Source organism: Methylosinus sp. RM1, assembly GCF_011378635.1.
In the GTDB taxonomy this organism is placed as follows: domain Bacteria; phylum Pseudomonadota; class Alphaproteobacteria; order Rhizobiales; family Beijerinckiaceae; genus Methylosinus; species Methylosinus sporium.
In genome coordinates this window covers 41203-59421 of the sequence record NZ_WOVC01000017.1, presented here as the reverse complement: position 1 = coordinate 59421, position 18219 = coordinate 41203, and the positions used below count along the sequence as shown (strand labels likewise).

Genomic DNA, 18219 nt, shown 5'->3' with positions numbered 1-18219 from the left:
GGTAGAGAAAAATGAAGCATCGACAGCGGGCGGATCGGCCCAAAGGAGAGGAGGCGGCCGGCAACGGGCTCCTCCACCGAAGAGCGTTCATCGCCGGGGCAGCGGCGCTGGCCAGCGCCGCGGCGACCGGATCGGCGAGCGCCGAGTCGCTGGCGGTCGAGCCCTGGATGACGGCGCCCGGCTCGCCATTCACGGCCTATGGCCAGCCCTCGCGCTTCGAGGCCGCAGTCGCGCGCGCCTACGCCAATCCACCGAATGCGCCCGGCGCCGGCGCGGCGCGCACGCCGCTACATCGCCTGCACGGCGCGATCACGCCGAACGGCCTGCATTTCGAGCGCAGCCACAGTGGCGTTCCCGACATCGATCCCGATAAGCATCGTCTGCTGATCCACGGGCTCGTCGCGCGTCCGCAGGTCTTCTCGCTGGAAAGCCTCGCGCGTTATCCGATGGAGTCGCGCATCGCTTTCATCGAATGTGGAGGCAATAGCGCAGCGCTCAACCAGCCAGAGCCGACGAAGGCGAATGTGCAGATTCTGCATGGCCTGCTCTCCTGCGCCGAGTGGACGGGCGTCCGCCTCTCGACGCTGCTCGACGAGGCCGGCGTCGATCCCGCCGCTCGTTTCGTGCTCGCCGAAGGCGGCGATGCGGCGAGTATGAGCCGCAGCGTTCCCATCGCCAAAGCGATGGACGATGCGCTGATCGCTCTCTACCAGAACGGCGAGCGCATTCGTCCCTCCAACGGCTATCCGATGCGCCTGCTGCTGCCGGGCTTCGAGGGCAATATGCAGGTCAAATGGCTGCGCCGCCTGAAGCTCGTCGCCGCGCCGGCGATGACCAAGGACGAGACTTCCAAATATACGCTGCTGCAGCCGGATGGAACGGCGCTGCAATTCGTCTTTCCGATGGAGGCGAAATCGGTCGTCGTTCAGCCCTCTCCCGACGCGGCTCTGAGAGAACCGGGGCTCTATGAAATATCCGGCCTCGCCTGGTCGGGCGCGGGCCGTATCGCCAAGGTCGAAGTCTCCGCCGATGGCGGGCGCAGCTGGGCGGAAGCGCATTTGCAAGGGCCTGTTCTCTCCAAGGCACTGACGCGTTTCCGGCTCGCCTGGCGCTGGGATGGCGGCCCCGCGGTGCTGCAGAGCCGAGCGACCGACGAGACCGGCAATGTCCAGCCGACGCGCGACGCGCTGCTCGCTCGGCGGGGCGTCCGCGCCCTCTATCATTTCAATGCGATCACGAGCTGGGGCGTCGCGCCCGGCGGCGAGGTCTCGCATGTCTATGCGTGAGGCCATCGTCGCGACGCTACTGGTCGTTTTCGCGGGGGTGGAGGCGCGCGCCGAGGGGCCGGGCCTCGGCCGCGCAGCGAGCGCGAGCGAAATCTCGCTCTTCGACATCAGCGTCGGCCCGGATGGCGCCGGCCTCCCGCCCGGCGCAGGCTCGGCGCGCCAGGGCAGGCTCGTCTACGAGGCCCGCTGCATCGGCTGCCATGGCGAGCAAGGCGAAGGAAAGTCCAATGATCGCCTCGTCGGCGGCTTCGGCACGCTGAAGGGCGAACGGCCGGCAGTGAAGACGATCGGCAGCTATTGGCCCTACGCCACGACGGTGTTCGACTATGTGCGGAGGGCCATGCCATTCGACGCGCCCAAATCGCTGACCAATGACGAAGTCTTCGCCGTCACTGCCTATCTCTTGCATCTCAACGGCATTATCGGAGAAGACGAGCGGGTCGACGCGCGAAGCCTGCCGAAAATCGAGATGCCTAACCGGAACGGATTTACGCCTTACGTCGCCGGGCGGTGATCGACATCGTGCGTTTCGGCGTCGGCGACTTGGGGGAGTTTGCTGCAATTCAGTCGACTGCATTGCATAGAGGCTCGCGCGCTGATCGCGTTCACTTCGCTTCGATCGCCGCGCCTTTGCGTCGAAACTGTCGCGTGCCCTTTATTCTGCGAACCTTGCGTTAGCTAACGGTCAGCGCAACCCAGTTATTTTCAACGGTCGCCGGATGGCGTCGTCTCGGGCCGGACTATCCTCGAGGCGCAAGTCGTGGCGTTCCATATGCTCTCAAAAAACAGTCGATTCCGGCTTGGAGCGTCGCCTCTGCCTCAGCTTTGCTCGGCGGTGCGACGCCGAGCGCTATCCGAAGGGGCATATCTGCGAAGACGAGATGAAGCAGATGTGCGGCTGCGATCTTCGCGTTGGGAAAAGCGAGAAGTCCTTCTCGCTCGGCCTCCTCGAAGACGGAAATGAGGAGCTCGAGCGCAGCTCGCTGATTGCTCTCGAACACGAGAAGGCAGAGTCCGGGAAAGCGCCAGCGTTCACTGCATACAGCTTGGAAGAATGCGGTGGAGTCCTTTCTGAGCCAGCACCCCACGAACTCCCGCGCCAGCCCGCGTAACGCGGGCTCAAGGCCGAGGCCGAGATCAGGTTCGGCGCAGCAAAGCACCGTCGTTCGAAATTCACTCTCGACAAGATCGGCGAAGAGATCTTCCTTGTTCGCGAAGTATACGTAGAGCGTCGCTTTCGACACACCCGCAGCCCGCGCGATCGCGCCCATGCTGGTCTCCGAGAAGCCCTGTTTCAGAAATTGCGTCCGCGCCGCCGTGAGAATGATTTCTTTGCGCGGTGTAGCGCGGTTCTCCATTGCTTCATTCTCGACCGTCTGTGGCTTCGCGTTCATCGCAGTCCCTTTCTGCCCGACCGGCGTGCGCCTGACCGATGCGCGAAAGCCGCACGCCCGCCGCCCCGGGTCGTCATCACTATCTTCTCGTACAAATGTCGTCCGATCGATCAAAATTCGCGCCACAGAAAAGACGCGCGCGCTATCGGTTCCGATCGGATCGAGATAGGGGCTAATCGCGCGACTTCTCTGCAATCTCCTCTACATTCGCCAGGACGCGTAGCAGATTGCCACCCCAGAGCTTGGCGATGTCACCCTCGCTGTAGCCGCGCCGCGCCAGTTCGCGCGTCACATTGTAAGTTTCGCTCGCGTCCTTCCAACCGACGATGCCGCCGCCGCCGCCAAAGTCCGATGCGATGCCCACATGATCGACGCCGATCTTTTTCACTGCATAGTCGATATGGTCGACGAGCCGTTTCACATCCGTGCGCGCCCAGACCTGGTCGAGCGCCAGCAGGCGACGAAAATATTCCGCGGCCTTGTCGGGCGGCAGATTGCCGACTGCGAATGGATCGTCGATCCCATATTCCCGACGTAACGCCTCCTGCGCCTTGTGCTTGGCGACGACGCCTACCCACAGATAAGAGTCGAAGGCGACGATCTGGACGACGCCGCCTTTTCGCGCCAATGCTTCCAGAGTCTCGTCGTCGAGATTGCGCGCGATCGGATTGAGCGCGCCGACGTCCGAATGCGAAGCGATGACCGGCGCGCGCGACAATTCGATCGCCTGCATCGAGGTCTCCTTGGACGCGTGCGAAATGTCGACGATAAATCCGAGCCGGTTGAGCTCGACGACAGCCTGCCGACCGAGCGGGCTGAGACCATTGTGCTCGGGCCCTTTGTCGAGCCAGGAAACCGGATTGGCGGAATCACCGAGGTCGTTGTGCCCCGCATGGACTAGGCCGAAATAGCGCGCGCCGAGATCGTGATAGTGCCGGAGAAGGTTTATATCCTTGCCGATGACGAAGCCGTTCTCTATGCCGATCAGTGCGAGCAGCTTTCCGCTCGCGCGAATGCGTGTGACATCGGCGGCCGACCGGGCGAGCTCGATCTGATCGGGATAGGTCTCGACCATCTTGTGGATCGCCGCGAATTTCGTCTCGGCGCCCAGCCGCGCCTGCGCGTAGTTCTCCGCCGTGCGCGAGGTCTGGCCGACATATACGACGAAGAAGGCGGCGCTCAACCCGCCTTCGCGCATCTTGGGCAGGTCCACCTGCAATTTGCTCGGCTTGCCCGGGTCGGCCTGCGGCGACATGAATTCGAATGGAATGTCGACATGCGTATCGAGCGTCAGCACGCGCTTGTGGATCGCATCGGCCGCGGCGGTCGAAGGGTCATCCGCGGGGTCGCCGCGCGCGGTGGGCGCCGCCGCGACGAGCGTCGCGAAAGCAGCGGCGAGAAAACGTTTCGATGGAAGGCGGGAACGCGACGCGCGAGCGCCGTGGTGCGACGAGATTTCGGACATGGGCGAGGCAATGCCTTCGAGTTCAGAGCGTAGCGGCGTCTCGCGACTGATCTCGCGAGTTTGTCAGAATTTCAAAGATGCGCGGGCGTAATAGTAGCCCCCGTTGATGCCGTAGGGAGAGAAGTTATTGGTTACATTCGCATTTGTGAAGCGTGCGTAGAAGGGAGAGGCGTCTGGACGCACGCCGAAGACATTATTGCCGCCGATCGCTGTATGTAGGCCGAAGTCGAAGTCATAGCCGATCTCGAGATCGGTGATGAGCTTCGGCGAGTTGGTGGCGGTCGTGTAGGGCGCCCCGCCGGTCACGTAATTCGGTGTGACCTGGGTAACCCATCCGTAATGCGTGAAATGAAGCGTGAATGTCCATGCGTCGAGTAGATAGGACCCGCCGAAAATGATTTTCTCGTGCGGCACGCTGGCGGTGAGGAAAGACTTCGCCGACGCGTCCAGCAGCGGCGCGCCGTTGAATGCCGCGGGCGCTTCGGCGACGCGAAGAATGGTCGTGTCGAAGAAGCTCGCTGCAAAGTCGAAGTGGAAGGCGCCGTCGGAACCCGCGTCGATCGAATAGTCGGCCTTCACATCGACTCCGCGCGTGCGCGTATCGGCGCCATTGACGAAATAGCTGACGAATCCCGCGAAGCCTGGGGACACCACATTTCCGCTCGCGGCGATCGCCGCATTGGCCGCGTCGCCGGTGAGCGTGCCTGTCGAGACGATGCGATCACGAAGATCGATCTGATAGGCGTCGACCGAAGCGTGCAGATTCGGCAATGGCTCCAGCACGAGACCGACCGTCACATTGGTCGATTTCTCCGGCTTCAACGGCCGCGCGCCGGCGAGCGCCGCCGCGGCCGAGTTGGGAGCGAGAACAATGATCGCAGACACTGGAGAGACCTGCGATTTGGTGTAGAATTCCTCGGCCAGCGTCGGCGCGCGAAAGCCCGTGCTCACGGTTCCTCTCAATGCGATCTGCGGCGTCACGTCGTAACGCGTCGAGAGCTTGCCATTCACCGTATCGCCGAAGTCGCTGTAGGTTTCGTAGCGGCCCGCGATCTCGATTTTCCATTGCGGCAAGGGCTTGTTGCTCACATCGACGTAGCCGGCGAAAGAGTCCCGGCCATGCGCTCCCGCGTCTGTCGAACGAATTCCCACCAATGCTGCGGGCCCACCCTGGTAGTAGGACCAAGCGTCGCCCTGAATGATGCGATAGGTGTCGCGTCTGCTTTCCGCACCAAAGGCGATGTTGAAGGGAGACGCCCAGAAGGGCAAGGGAACCGGCTTGGTGAAGTCGAGGTTGATCGTGCGTTGCGAGTTGGAATATTGGCCGATGTAGAATTGGCGTGGCGTCCATCCTCGAGCGTTGAACAGCGAGGCGTTGGCCGTGTCGTTGATTCCGACGTCCACGACGTCGGCTCCATAGGTAAAGGCGAGATCCCAGCGGCCGTCCTCGAAGAAGGAGCCTTTCAGACCGCCGGTGACAGACCAGTCGGTCTCGTGAATCGTCTCGGCCGGGAGAAATCCGCTTATTGTGAGCATCGTCGGAAGCGCCCCGTTGAGGGTCGGCGTACGGAATCCCTGAAACGATTCGCCTCGGCGTCGCGCGCCCGTGCCGAACAGATAGGCTTCGAGGCCATTGTCGAACTCATAGCCCGCGTTCAGACCGCCGGCGCCGCGCAGATACGCGGCGTCGCCGTAGAAGAGTCCGACCGTATCGGGATTGAGCCAGGGAAAGGGCGTGCCCGGCCCGACGCGTGGCGAGGCGCTGTAGAACGCTCTGTCCGGCCCGCTCTGATTGGAATGCAGATGCGAAGCGAGATCGGCGGAAAGATGCAAAAACCCATTTTCGCCGAGAGCAAATCCCTTGTCGACGCGCCCGGTTCGCGTAAGGCCGTTGCCGTGAGTGTTTGTGTTGTAGCTCGGTCCGTACGAGCCGATGAGCGCGCTGACCTCGCCCGAGTCCCGCGAGTCCTTCAAAATGATGTTGATGACGCCGGCGATCGCGTCCGAGCCATATTGCGCCGCTGCTCCGTCTTCCAGGATTTCGACGTGGTCGATCGCCGAAAGGGGAATCTGCTCGAGGTCGACGCCATTCACGCCATTGTTGTTGAACTCTCCCATATTGGCCGTGCCGTGGCGGCGCTTGCCATTGACGAGCACGAGCACATGATTAGCCGTGAGTCCGCGCAAGCTCGGCGTGCGGACGAGATTGTCGAGATCGCCGCCGAAGCCGCTGAAGGCGTATGAAGGATCGAGCTTCTGCAACGCGTCGAACAGATTGTTCGCGCCCGTCTGCGCGATTCGATTGGAGCCGAGCACGGTGACCGGCGCGGTGCTCTCGCGCGCCTTCACATTGTAGTCGCGCGTCCCGGTGACGATGATATCGTCGACGGAAAGCTCGGTCGGCTTGCGGTCCTCCGCACGAGCGGATACCGCGGCCAGCGCCAGAACGAGCGCGGCGAGGCTCGCTTCGATCGAGTGGCGACGGGACATCGTCGAGGTCTTGTGCTGAACAGCGGCCATTCGACCCTCATCGAAATTCGTATTCCGCGAGAACTTCGCAGATGCACATGGAAGCGCTGAAAATATTATCGCTCCCCGGAGCCTCTGCTCTATCAGTCTTCTCGTGAATTCGACAAAGGAGAAAATTTAAAGTTTGACATGAGGATCGTAGATTTGTCGCGCGTTCGCCTCGAGCTTCGGATGGAGACAGAAAACGTCGATGCCGGTTCGTGTGGAGATGGAATATCCCGGGCGCGACGTTGCATGAAGCAAGACATCCGCTACTGCGAGAGGTCACCACCGGTCGATTTCGGCATGGGCGATTCAGTTCGATCCGGGTCGATGAACGACGCCGCTTATCACACAGCATCGCCGCGGCGCGCAGGCGCCGACACGAAATAGCGACGATCTCACAGTCCGATCCGGCCCCGAACATCCAGCAGAACCTCTCATGCTTGAGTTTAGAATTTCTCCTTTGTCGATATCGATCTACGGCTGCTAGCCTTTCAGCCTAGCTAGCGCTGTCGAGCGTATCGGCGCCTTTGCGCATCCGCGAAGTCATTCGCCGATTGATGATTACGATGAGGGATGAAATGGTGGCGTGTCGGAGCAAGGAGCTCTCTGTCTTTCGTAGAGGTCTGGTCGAAGCGAGCCTCGTCGCGCTGAGTCTGGCGTTGGCGACCTATTCGGCAAGCGCCGAGGACGCCAAGCAGAATCCAGCGGCAGCGATCGCCATCGATGACGTCATCGTTACCGGAACCCGCGACTATTCCGTGAAGGCGCGGGAAAGCGCCGCGCCCGTCACAGTCCTCAGCGCCAATCGGCTCGAGCAGACCGGCCAGAGCAATCTGGCGAGCGCGCTGCAAAAGCTCGCACCATCCTTTTCATTCACCGGCTTCGACGGAGTGCTCGACAATCTCATACGTCAACCACGCCTACGCGGGCTCACGTCAAATCATGTGCTCGTGCTCGTCAATGGAAAGCGTAGACACAGCACGGCCAATATAGGTTCCCTCGTCAACAGTGGCGCGAGCGGCGTGGACCTCGAGCAAATTCCGGTCTCCGCAATCGATCATATCGAGATCCTGGAAGACGGTGCCGCCGCACAATATGGATCGGACGCCATCGCCGGCGTCATTAATATCATCTTGAAGAACTCGTTCGATTCCGGTCAGGCGAGCGTTCTCGTCGGTTCTTACGGCCCAAGCGACAACGCGAGCGCTCACGGCAATGGGCTGACTCGAACAGGACAGATCGACAAAGGGTTTGCCTTGGGCAGCCAAGGCTTCTTGCATCTCAGCGCTGATCTCGTCTCGCATCTGCATTCCAATCAGAGCGGATCAGATACGAACTTGTACAGCTATACGCCGCGCGTCGGGCCGGGCACGGCCTACCCATGGATCGATCCGAAAACCGTCGGCGTCATTTCTGGCGACGCCGCCTATATTCGAGGCGCGGCGGGATTGAATGGCGGCTACGAATTCGACAATGGCGTCGAAGCTTATCTGTTCGGCACCGGCGGCGGTCGGAGAGGCGAGTCGTTCCAGAATTTTCGAACGCCGGTCGTGAGCGGCGTGAACTTATTATCCGTCTATCCTTACGGCTTTGCTCCGGCGACGACGATTCACGAAAGCGATTGGTCAGCGACGGGCGGACTCAAGGGAAGCTTCCTCGAAGACGGCCGCTGGGATCTCGGCTTCACTTATGGCGCAAACGTCATCGACGTCGGCGCCAACACAACAGCCAATCCCGAGCTGTTCCGAGACCTGGGCTGGACGCCCAGGCAGTTCTATATCGGACAATATTCCAATTCCCAACGCACGCTCAATCTCGATTTCGTCAAGCCGCTGTTATTGCCTTTTTTTTCCGAGCCGATCAATGTGGCCATCGGAGCCGAGAACCGGCGTGACACCTATCGCATCATACAGGGCGACTACTGGTCATACTACAATAGCGGAGCCGCCGCCGGGGCGGGGATCCGTCCGACTGACGCGAGCGACCACAGCCGCGATTCCTTCGCCGGCTATATCGACGTCGCCACCAAGCCATTGCCGCGCTGGAAAGTGGATATCGCCGGCCGCTACGAGACCTATAGCGATTTCGGCGAAACGGTGAACGGCAAGCTCTCCGCGCGCTATGATATCTCTCCGGAGATCGCGATCCGCGGAACAGTCAGCACCGGCTTTCGCGCGCCGACGCTGGCCGAGGAATTCTACACTCAGTCGAAAGTCTCGCCATTCTCGGCGATCATTCAGCTCGCGCCGAATTCTGCGGCTGCGGCGCTCGCCGGCGCGAAAGCCCTGAAGCCGGAGAAATCGACCAATGTGACGGTCGGCCTCGTGCTGGAGCCATTGCCGAATCTGCACGCTTCGGTCGACGCTTATCAGATCGATCTTCGCGATCGCATCGTGTCGACCGGCACTGTGAACGGTCCGGCGGCGGACGCCGCGATAGCGGCGAGCGGCAACACGCCCCCTCCGGGCTCCGCCGGCTATGTGAGCTTCTACGTGAACGGCGCCGACACGCGCACGCGCGGCGTCGATGTAAAGGCCGACTATTCGATCGACACCGGCCTGGATGGCATTTTTCGCTTTCACGCGGCGGCGACCTTCTTCGAGACGGCGATTCTGCGCGTCGCCGATTCTCCGTCGGCGTTCAATGGCGCGCCCTTGCTCGACGCGCAGGCGCGATCCTATCTCACAGCCAATGTGCCGCACGAGAAGATCATCTTCGGCGGAACCTATCTCCGCGACAATTGGACATTCGCTCTGAACTTCACCCATTATGGTTGGGTGTCCTCGACCACGGCCTATTTTCTTACCGGCGCCGCGCCCTACACCGTCGCCGTCACCTCGCCGAAGATCATCACCGATCTCGAGATCGGCTATGACTTCGACTTCGGCGTCCATGCCGCGATCGGCGGCAATAATGTGTTCGGCGTGCGGCCCGACGCCACGCCGCTTTATGCGCAGTATTATCACGCCAACACCTATAATTTCTTCTCGCCCTACGGCTTCAACGGCGGCTACTACTACGCGCGCGCGTCCTGGAAGTTCTAAAAAACGCGCCGAGCTCTGGGCGTGATCCGCGGTCGCATCGCGAGACGAATTTCACGGAGAACGCAATGATCGACCAGTTGCGGCGAGGCGTCGATCGCCGGACATTGCTGCTGGGAGGCGGCGCGGCTCTCGCCAGCGCGGGTGCGCCCACGCTCGGCGCGCCCGCAGCTTTCGAGCGAGCCGATCTGGCGTCGCAGGAAATCATTCTCGCCGAGGGCACCAATATCGCGGTCGCCGCCACGCCGAATGGACAGCGCATCGCCTTCGATCTGCTGGGCGTTCTCTGGATCGTCGCCTCCGAGGGCGGCGTCGCGCGCCGACTGACCGACGATTTCGCCGATATCGCGCAGCCCGACTGGTCTCCCGACGGCGAGACGCTCTGCTTCCAATCCTATCGCACGGGCAATTTTCATATCTGGACGATCCGCGCCGACGGATCGGGTCTGAAGCAGTTGACCAGCGGCCCCTATGATCATCGCGAGCCGCGCTTTTCGCCCGACGGGCGACGCATCGCCTTTTCGTCGGACCGCAGCGAGGGCCGTTACGCTATTCATATCCTCGATCTCGCGAGCGGCGATATCCGCCTCTTTTCGCGTGGCGACACGCAGGATTCGGAGCCGGCCTGGTCGCCCGACGGCAGGCGCATCGCCTATGTCGCGGGCGGCGCGAAGCTGATCGTCGCCGATTTCGACGGCGTCGCCGAGACGCGCCTCGCCATTCCTCGCTCCACGGATCTGCTGCGCCCATCCGGTCTCTTCGCGCCGAGCTTCGCGCCCGACGGTGGCCTGCTTCACGTCATATTGGCGGATGGAGAGACGCGGCTGATGAATGACAGCGCCGTCGTCGTGACCGGAGAGGATGTGTTTCCATTCCGGGCGAGCATTCTGCCGGGCGGCGACCTTCTCTACGCCTCGAACGGGAAGATCAGGCGGCTGCCGCTGGCGGGCGGATCCGCGAGGGTCATTCCCTTCGCGGCGTCGGTCACGGCCGCGTCGCCGAGCTATGACAAGCGGCGTCGCGATTTCGATTCGACCGCTCCCCGCCCGGTCGTCGGCATCGGCAGCCCGGTCCTTTCGCCGGACGGCAAGCGCATCGCCTTTCGCGCTTTGAACGACATCTATGTGCTGGAGATCGGAGGCGACGCTGCGCCTGTGATCCGCGACGGCTTTCACAAATGTGACCCCTCTTGGTCCCCGGACGGCAAATGGCTTGCCTATTCGTCCGATCGCGCTGGCGTGCTCGACATCTGGCTGCGCGATCTCGCCACGGGAGAAGACCGGCAATTGACGCGCCGCTCCGACGCGTCCTTCGCGGCCAACTGGTCGCCGGACGGGGCCTCGCTCGCCTTTCTCGATCAGAACGGGGCCGTGCATACGGTGGAGGTCGCGACCGGCGAGACGCGCATGGCGCATGGCCCGCTGTGGGAGCCAGGCCGTCCGAGCTTCGGCCCGGATGGGCGCTATATCGCGCTCGCCGCCTTCAAGCCCTATTCGGCGCGCTATCGCGAGGGGCTGAACGAAATCCTCACCATCGAGCGCGCGACCGGCAAGGCGAGCTATGCGCCGATCGCGCCTCATCGCTCCATCGCCACGCGCGGCGACGACGGTCCGGCATGGTCGCCCGACGGGCGTCATCTCGCTTACGTGTTCGCCAGCAGGCTATGGATCGTTCCGGTCGATGAGCAGGGACGCTTCGCCGGCGAGCCGCGCCGGCTCGCCGACGAGGTCGCCGACGCGCCGAGCTGGAGCGGCGATTCGCGAACGCTCCTCTATGTCTCGAACGGAAAATTGCGCCTCGTCGACATCGAGGGCGGGCCGCCGCGCGCGGTCGATCTGCCATTGAGCTGGGCGAGGGCGACGCCGGCCGCGCGCACGCTCGTTCGCGTCGGGCGGCTCTGGGACGGGAAGGGCCGCGACTATCGCGAGCGCGTCGATATTCTCGTCGACGGCAATCGCGTCGCGAGCCTCTCGCCATCCACCGACGCGCCGCCCGGCGACGGCGATCTGCGCTTCTTCGATGCGTCGAGCCGCGCCGCCATTCCCGGCCTCGTCGATATGCATCTGCATCGTCAGTCGCACCGCTTCGGCGATCGCTTCGGGCGCTTGCTGCTCGCCTATGGCGTGACGGCGACGCGCTCGCCCGGCGGGCCGTCCTATCATATGGTCGAGGACCGCGAAGCGATCGAAGCGGGCGCGAGGCTCGGCCCGCGTCTCTTCGGGACCGGCGAGCCGCTCGATGGTTCGCGCATCTTCTATAATTTCATGCGGCCGGTGACGGAGGAGGGCCAGCTCGCTCTCGAGCTGGCGCGGGCGCGGGCGCTTTCCTACGACATGATCAAGACCTATGTGCGCCTGCCGCACTCTGCGCAGGCCGAGATCGCGCGCATCGCGCAAGGATGGGGGCGGCACGTCACCTCGCATTATCATTATCCGGCGCTCGCCCTCGGCGTCGACGGCGTCGAGCATTTGGGCGCGACGAGCCGCTTCGGCTATTCGCGCACGATCAGCGCGCTCGGCGCGGGCTATGCGGATGTGACTCGTCTGTTCGGCGCGGCGCGGGCGGCGCGCACGCCGACCCTGTTCCATGCCTGGGCCTTGCTCGGCGAAGCTCCGTCGATCGCCGACGACGAGCGCGTGCGCGCGTTCTATCCCCCGTGGGAGCAGGCGCGGCTGAACGCGCTGGTGAAGCGTCTCGGCGAGGACCGAACGGCGCGCGCCGTTCTGTTTTCCTTCCTCGAGCGCAGCGTGCGGCAAATTCGCGACACGCTCGACGCCGGCGGTCGCATCGTCACGGGCACCGATGCGCCACTCGACTTCTCGGGGCTGAGCCTGCATCTCAATCTCCGCGCGATGGTGCGATTCGGCGTCGCGCCATGGGAGGCGCTGTCCACGGCGACGCGCTTCTCGGGCGAGTTCCTCGAAGAGCCGATCGGCGTGATCGAGCCGGGCGCTCTCGCCGATTTTCTGCTCGTCGACGGCGACCCGTTGAGGCGCATAGAGGATGCGGCGGCGATCGACGCCATTGTCGTGAATGGCGTCGTGCATACGCCGGCCGCATTGCGTGCTCCTTTCTCCGGGACCAACGCGCGCAAGCGAATGAGCTGTGTCGCGGTCGACACGGCCGCGCAGGAATCCGACTATTGGTGGCACAGCGCGCAATTCGTCGCCGAGAGCCGCGCCGCCTGTTGCTGCGCCGGGCATTTTGCTTGAACGCGGCGTGGAGCCGGCGCAAGCCATTCGTCTCGGCATCATACGGCTCCGCTCATGGGCGCTATTCGAAGAACTCGCTTGTCGGGGCGACGGCGCTCGGCAATGAAGTGCGAAATCGAAAATTCGGGAGCGCGAGAATGACATCGGTCCGAAGGCTGCGCGACTTCGTCGTGGAAACGACGCGAATCATCGATCGAGACCGGGATGAAGTCGCGACGCTCGCCGACATTCTTCCCCGATTGGACGAGCTCGTCGCCCATGACGACTGGCTGCCGGACGAATATGCCGCGCCGGATCCTCAATTCTACCGGCAGTATCTTCTGCACGCCGATCCTCTCGAGCGTCTGTCGATCGTGAGCTTCGTCTGGGGGCCAGGGCAGAAGACGCCGGTGCATGATCATCGCGTCTGGGGCCTCGTCGGTCTGCTGCGGGGCGCGGAGCGTTCGATCGACTATCGCCGCACGGCCGATGGAAAGCTGACCGCCGACGCTCCGCGGCTGCTGGAGCAGGGCTCCGTCGTCGCGGTGTCGCCGCGCATCGGCGACATTCACGAAATCTCCAACGCCCGGCCGGACGGCGTCTCGATCAGCATACACGTCTATGGCGGGAATATCGGCGCCGTGCGGCGCGCGACCTTCGATCCGGCGACGGGCGTCGAGAAAGCGTTCGTATCCGGCTATTCCAACGGCGCGACGCCAAATCTGTGGGATCGCTCGCACGAGCTCGGGAGCTGAGTCGAATGGCAGGATCGATTTCCGCCCGCGCATTGCGGCAAATCTGGCGAGAGGGCGGCGAGGTCGCGCTTTTCGACGTGCGCGAGGAAGGGCCCTATTCGCGGGCGCACCCCTTCTTCGCCATATCCCTCCCCATCTCCGAAATCGACGCCCGAGTCATGGAGCTCGCGCCGCGCTTCTCGGCGACGCTCGTCGTCTATGACGATGGCGAAGGCTTCGCCGAACGCGCGGCGCGCCGGCTCGAGGAGATCGGCTACGCCGATGTCCGCCTCCTCCGAGGCGGTCTCGCCGCCTATGGCGAGGTCGGCGAATTGTTCCGCGACGTCAATGTTCCATCCAAAGCCTTCGGAGAATTGGTCGAATCCATACGCCACACGCCCTCGCTCCCGGCGCAGGAGGCGGCGAAGCTCATTGCGGAGGAACCGAATCTCGTCGTGGTCGACGCCCGCCGCTTCGAGGAGTATCGCGCGATGAGCATCCCCAAGGGCGTCAGCACGCCCGGCGGCGAATTGGCGCTGCGCATCTTCGATATCGCGCCTTCGCCGGACACGTTCATACTGGTCAATTGCGCGGGCCGGACGCGGTCCATCATCGGCGCTCAGACGCTCGTCGACACAGGCATTCCCAATCGTGTCGCCGCGCTGAGGAACGGAACCATCGGCTGGACGCTCGAGGGCCTCGCGCTCGATGTCGGCCAGACCCGCCGCTGCCCGACGACGAGCGACATCGGCCGCGCTCAGGCGATCGCGGCCGCACGCGCGCGGGCGAAACGTGTCGGGGTGGAGACGATCGATGCTGCCCGCTTCGAAGCCCTTCTCGAGCAGCGCGCCGAGCGCACCCTCTATCTGCTCGACGTTCGCACGCCCGAGGAGTTCGCGGCAGGCCATATCGCCGGATTTCGCTCTGCTCCGGGCGGCCAGCTCGTGCAGGCGACCGACGAATGGATCGGCGTGCGCGGGGCGCGCATCGTGCTCTACGATGACGCCGAGGCGCGCGCGCTGACGACGGCGGCGTGGCTCGTTCAGCTCGGCTGGGAGACTTATGTGCTGTCGCCCGACGCAGGCGTCGCAAATGAGAGCGGCTCGCCGACGCGTCGACGCCCGCCTTTGCCGGCGCTCGCCGAGAACGTCATTCTCGCGGCGGAGGTCGCCGTGCGGCGCGAGAATTTCATCCTCGTCGACATCGGCCGCTCGGTGGATTATCGGGCCGCGCATATTCCGGGCGCTCATTGGGCTGCGGCGGCTCATCTCGAGCGCGATCTCGCGACGCTCCCGAGCGATCGAACGATCGTGCTGACCTCGACCGACGGCGAGATCGCTCTCGACAATCTCGCACGCGCAAGAGCGAGTAGAGGGGGCGATGTTGTCGCTCTGGCGGGCGGGAACGCCGCCTTCGGCGCGCTCACGACGGAAGATGCGAGCTGGATCAGCGCGCCGGACGACGTCTATAAGAGACCCTATGAGGGAACGGACAACGCGAGCGATGCGATGCGAGCCTATATCGACTGGGAGCTCCAACTCGTCGCGCAGCTGGCCAATGACGGCGTCGCCAACTTTCACGTCGTGAGATAGGAGCCCGACGATCGTGGCGGGGCTCGCGTCGTCGACCGCGGCGCGAGCTGCGGAGTTTCGTCGCGCCTCACTCCGCAGCGGCGCCGGACCGAGCGGCGTCTCGAAGCGCGGCTTCGCGCCGGACGAGCGGGATCAGCTCCTCGCCATATTGGATGGCGTCGGCGAGAGGATCGAAGCCGCGGATGAGAAATGCGTCGACGCCGATCGCTCGATAGTCGAGCAGCGACTCCGCGACCTGCTCCGCCGTGCCGACGAGCGCCGTCGAATTTCCGCTCGCGCCGGTCAGCGACGCGATCTCGGTCCACAGCCTCTTGTCGACGACGGCGCCCTCGGCGGCGACCTTCAACAAGCGGAGCGAGCCCGTATTGGCCGGCGCGGCGTTACGCCGGCGAAGAAAGGCGGCCACGGTCGACGTGGTCGCCTCGCGCAACGCCTTCGCCGCCTCGAGAATGGAACGCGCGCGCTCCCACGCCTTCTCTTCCGTCGGAGCGAGGATCGGACGAACCGAGAGGCTGAAACGGATCGCGTCGGCCCGCCCGTGCCTGGCGGCGGCGGCGCGGATGCGCGTGATCTGATCGCGCGTTCCGGCGAGCGATTCGGCCCAGAGCATATAGACGTTGGCGAAGCGCGCGCCGATTTCGATCGCCGCATCCGACGACCCCGAGAAGTAGACCGGCACGTGAGGCTTTTGAACCGGCTTCACCGACGAAACATTGTCTTCGAAGCGATAATGCCGGCCGGCATGGTCGATCGAAGCGTCGCTCGTCCAAATCCTCTTCAAAATCTCGATATATTCGCCGGTGCGTTCGTAGCGCTCGTCATGGGTGAGATAGTCGCCGTCGCGGCGCTGCTCATGATCGTCGCCGCCACTGATGATGTTGACGGACGCGCGACCTCCGGTGAATTGGTCGAGAGTCGCGAATTTTCGCGCGGCGACCGTCGGGGCGACGACGCCGGGACGATGCGCGACCAGAAAGCCGAGCCTTTCGGTGTGGGCGGCCGCGTGCTGCGCGGCGATGAAGCCGTCGCCGGAGGCGGAGCTGTAGCCGATCAGCACGCGATCGAATCCGGCTGTCTCGTGAGCTTTCGCAAGCTCGCGCGCGAATTCCGGCTGCACGGCCGGGCCACTGCCCGCGATGCTCTCGGAGCCGGGGCGGTAATGCAGGATGCCGATGAATTCGACGGTCATGAGAAAGCTCCGCGTCTCGGCCGCATCGGCCATGCTTCCAATTCGCAGCTTACGAAGCGCGCATCGCGGTGAAAAGTTGATTTGCCCAACTCGATCGATTGAGAAAACTCGCGGATCGACATCCGGTCCTCGCATTGCCCGGGCGCATGAAAATGGTAGATTGATGCGGCTGCGATCGCAGGGCGGAGACGCGTCACGATGACGACGAGGCGTCGGTTCAATAGGCTGCTGGCGAGCGCCTTCGTCACCGCGCCCTTCGGCGGCTCGCTCGCGGCGCAGTCGCCGCGTTCGGGCGGCGAGCTGACGGTGGCGTTCGACGGCGCCTCGATCGTCAAATTCGTGCTGGATCCGCATAATTCGCTATTCGCGCCGCACAACCGCGTTTTTCGTTCGATCTACGACAGTCTCGTCGTGTTGCGCGCCGATCAGACCGTCGGCCCATGGCTGGCGCGCTCCTGGGAGATTTCGCCGAATCGCCGGCATTATGTATTCGATCTGCGCGAGGACGTGCTGTTTCACGACGGCTCTCGATTCAACGCGGCGGCGCTGAAATTCAATTTCGATCGCGTCATCGATCCGAATGTCGCGACCTATGCGCGCGGCGAGCTCGGTCCTGTCGTCGCGACCGAAGCGCTCGCTCCGCATCGGCTCGGCGTCACGCTCGCCGAGCCTTTCGAGCCGCTGCTGCGCAATTTGAGCTCGACGAAGCTCGGGATCGTGTCGCCCGCCGCGATCGTGAAATATGGCGAGGGGATCGGCCAGAATCCGGTCGGCACAGGGCCGTTTCGCTTCACCGGCCTCGCGGCGGGCGCAGAGATTCGGCTCGAGCGAAATCCGGACTATCGCTGGGCGCCGTCGACGTCGACGCTTTCGGGCCCGGCGTGGCTCGATCGGCTGACGTTCAAGAATGTGCCAGAACATTCGACGCGCGTCGCCGCGCTGCAGAGCGGGCAGGTCCAAGTGGCCGACCTCGTTCCATCGCAGCATCTGGCGACGATTCGCTCCTCGCCGGATCTTCGTCTCGTGCAGCAGGAGCTGCTCAATACCAATTATGCGCTGTTCGTCAATCCGACGCGCGCGCCCTGGGATGATCCCGATCTTCGCCGGGCGCTTCGTCTCGCGATCGATGTCGACGCCATCGTTCGCATCGTCTATCTCGGCTCGCTCGCACGCGCCTGGTCGCCGCTCTCGCCGTCGATGTTCGCCTCCGCGGAGCAGGATCTCGCCGGCTCGTGGAAGCCGGATCCCAAGCAGGCCGCCGATATTTTCGAGAGCAAAGGCTGGCGTCGCGGCGCCGATGGCGTCCGCGAGAAGGCGGGCAGGAAGCTCACGCTCGGCTTCGTCGACGCTCAGGGCAACCGCGAGCAGCGTCTCGACGTCGTGCAGCTCGTCCGTCGGCAGCTCGCCAAGATCGGAGTCTCATTGACGATCGAGAGCCAGAGCGGACCGCTTCTCGTCCAGCGCCAGCTCGCGGGCGATTACGATATTTCAGGCGGCGCGCAATTCGCGGACGATCCCGACGTGCTGCGCCGCGTCTTTGCGCCCGAGTCGCGCAATCGCCTGTCGGTGGTGCAGGTCGAGGACGACCAGCTCGCCGATTTGCTGCGAAAGGCCGCGCGCGAGGACGAGCCGGAGGCGCGCAAAGCGCTCTATCTGCGAGCGCAACGGCGGATCGTCGACGAGGTCTATGCGATACCGATCTATGTGCTGCTGTATAATCTCGCCCTGTCGTCATCGGCGCAGGGAATCGTCATCGACGCGCATGGCTTTCCGCATTTCCACGAAGCCTGGCTGAGCGGCTGAGACGCAAAAC

Annotated in this window: 11 protein-coding genes; 7 read left to right on the top strand and 4 right to left on the bottom strand. The window is 63.8% G+C overall.

All coding sequences use genetic code 11. The annotated features are described in order from the left end of the window. Window positions 1–11 precede the first annotated feature (11 nt). Window positions 12–1286 carry a sulfite dehydrogenase gene (soxC, locus tag FMZ75_RS13165; protein WP_109026833.1) on the top strand — a complete coding sequence of 425 codons (1275 nt, stop codon included), beginning with the start codon at window positions 12–14 and terminating at the stop codon, window positions 1284–1286. Next, the gene (locus FMZ75_RS13160) at window positions 1273–1800 is read left to right on the top strand and encodes a c-type cytochrome (protein ID WP_109026834.1); all 528 of its coding nucleotides are present in this window, start codon (window positions 1273–1275) and stop codon (window positions 1798–1800) included. The genes soxC and FMZ75_RS13160 overlap by 14 nt, the downstream gene beginning before the upstream one ends. Window positions 1801–2026: 226 nt before the next feature. Here FMZ75_RS13160 and FMZ75_RS13155 read toward each other — a convergent pair whose 3' ends face one another. From FMZ75_RS13155 to FMZ75_RS13145, 3 genes are all read right to left on the bottom strand, one after another. Next, the gene (locus FMZ75_RS13155; RefSeq protein WP_246728953.1) at window positions 2027–2875 is read right to left on the bottom strand and encodes a TetR/AcrR family transcriptional regulator; all 849 of its coding nucleotides are present in this window, start codon (window positions 2873–2875) and stop codon (window positions 2027–2029) included. Continuing rightward, window positions 2853–4145, bottom strand: a complete 1293-nt coding sequence (locus FMZ75_RS13150; RefSeq protein ID WP_166143388.1) for a dipeptidase — start codon at window positions 4143–4145, stop codon at window positions 2853–2855. The genes FMZ75_RS13155 and FMZ75_RS13150 overlap by 23 nt, the downstream gene beginning before the upstream one ends. A 63-nt stretch (window positions 4146–4208) precedes the next feature. After that, window positions 4209–6665: a TonB-dependent siderophore receptor gene (locus FMZ75_RS13145; RefSeq protein WP_166143386.1), complete on the bottom strand. Its 2457-nt coding sequence runs from the start codon at window positions 6663–6665 to the stop codon at window positions 4209–4211. A gap of 560 nt (window positions 6666–7225) precedes the next feature. Between FMZ75_RS13145 and FMZ75_RS13140 the strand changes: the two genes are divergently transcribed. The 4 genes from FMZ75_RS13140 to FMZ75_RS13125 all read left to right on the top strand — a co-directional run bounded on the left by FMZ75_RS13140 (window position 7226) and on the right by FMZ75_RS13125 (window position 15217). After that, window positions 7226–9703: a TonB-dependent siderophore receptor gene (locus FMZ75_RS13140; RefSeq protein ID WP_166143384.1), complete on the top strand. Its 2478-nt coding sequence runs from the start codon at window positions 7226–7228 to the stop codon at window positions 9701–9703. Between the two features lie 65 nt (window positions 9704–9768). Continuing rightward, window positions 9769–12912, top strand: coding sequence for an amidohydrolase family protein (locus tag FMZ75_RS13135; protein ID WP_166143382.1), 3144 nt, complete (start codon window positions 9769–9771; stop codon window positions 12910–12912). A gap of 137 nt (window positions 12913–13049) precedes the next feature. Then, window positions 13050–13646, top strand: a complete 597-nt coding sequence (locus tag FMZ75_RS13130; RefSeq protein ID WP_166143380.1) for a cysteine dioxygenase — start codon at window positions 13050–13052, stop codon at window positions 13644–13646. Window positions 13647–13651: 5 nt separating this feature from the next. Next, on the top strand, window positions 13652–15217 hold the full coding sequence (locus FMZ75_RS13125) for a rhodanese-like domain-containing protein (RefSeq protein ID WP_166143378.1): 1566 nt from the start codon (window positions 13652–13654) through the stop codon (window positions 15215–15217). Between the two features lie 67 nt (window positions 15218–15284). Here FMZ75_RS13125 and FMZ75_RS13120 read toward each other — a convergent pair whose 3' ends face one another. Continuing rightward, window positions 15285–16406, bottom strand: a complete 1122-nt coding sequence (locus FMZ75_RS13120; protein WP_166143376.1) for an LLM class flavin-dependent oxidoreductase — start codon at window positions 16404–16406, stop codon at window positions 15285–15287. Window positions 16407–16604: 198 nt separating this feature from the next. On the opposite strand from FMZ75_RS13120, the gene FMZ75_RS13115 reads away from it, so the two are divergent. Next, window positions 16605–18209: an ABC transporter substrate-binding protein gene (locus FMZ75_RS13115; RefSeq protein WP_166143374.1), complete on the top strand. Its 1605-nt coding sequence runs from the start codon at window positions 16605–16607 to the stop codon at window positions 18207–18209. Window positions 18210–18219: the final 10 nt, after the last annotated feature.

Coding starts and splice junctions, on each gene's coding strand:
- soxC (WP_109026833.1), top strand. CDS start 12: ATGAAGCATCGACAGCGGGCGGATCGGCCCAAAGGAGAGGAGGCGGCC.
- FMZ75_RS13160 (WP_109026834.1), top strand. CDS start 1,273: ATGTCTATGCGTGAGGCCATCGTCGCGACGCTACTGGTCGTTTTCGCG.
- FMZ75_RS13150 (WP_166143388.1), bottom strand. CDS start 4,145: ATGTCCGAAATCTCGTCGCACCACGGCGCTCGCGCGTCGCGTTCCCGC.
- FMZ75_RS13145 (WP_166143386.1), bottom strand. CDS start 6,665: ATGGCCGCTGTTCAGCACAAGACCTCGACGATGTCCCGTCGCCACTCG.
- FMZ75_RS13140 (WP_166143384.1), top strand. CDS start 7,226: ATGAGGGATGAAATGGTGGCGTGTCGGAGCAAGGAGCTCTCTGTCTTT.
- FMZ75_RS13135 (WP_166143382.1), top strand. CDS start 9,769: ATGATCGACCAGTTGCGGCGAGGCGTCGATCGCCGGACATTGCTGCTG.
- FMZ75_RS13130 (WP_166143380.1), top strand. CDS start 13,050: ATGACATCGGTCCGAAGGCTGCGCGACTTCGTCGTGGAAACGACGCGA.
- FMZ75_RS13125 (WP_166143378.1), top strand. CDS start 13,652: ATGGCAGGATCGATTTCCGCCCGCGCATTGCGGCAAATCTGGCGAGAG.
- FMZ75_RS13120 (WP_166143376.1), bottom strand. CDS start 16,406: ATGACCGTCGAATTCATCGGCATCCTGCATTACCGCCCCGGCTCCGAG.
- FMZ75_RS13115 (WP_166143374.1), top strand. CDS start 16,605: ATGACGACGAGGCGTCGGTTCAATAGGCTGCTGGCGAGCGCCTTCGTC.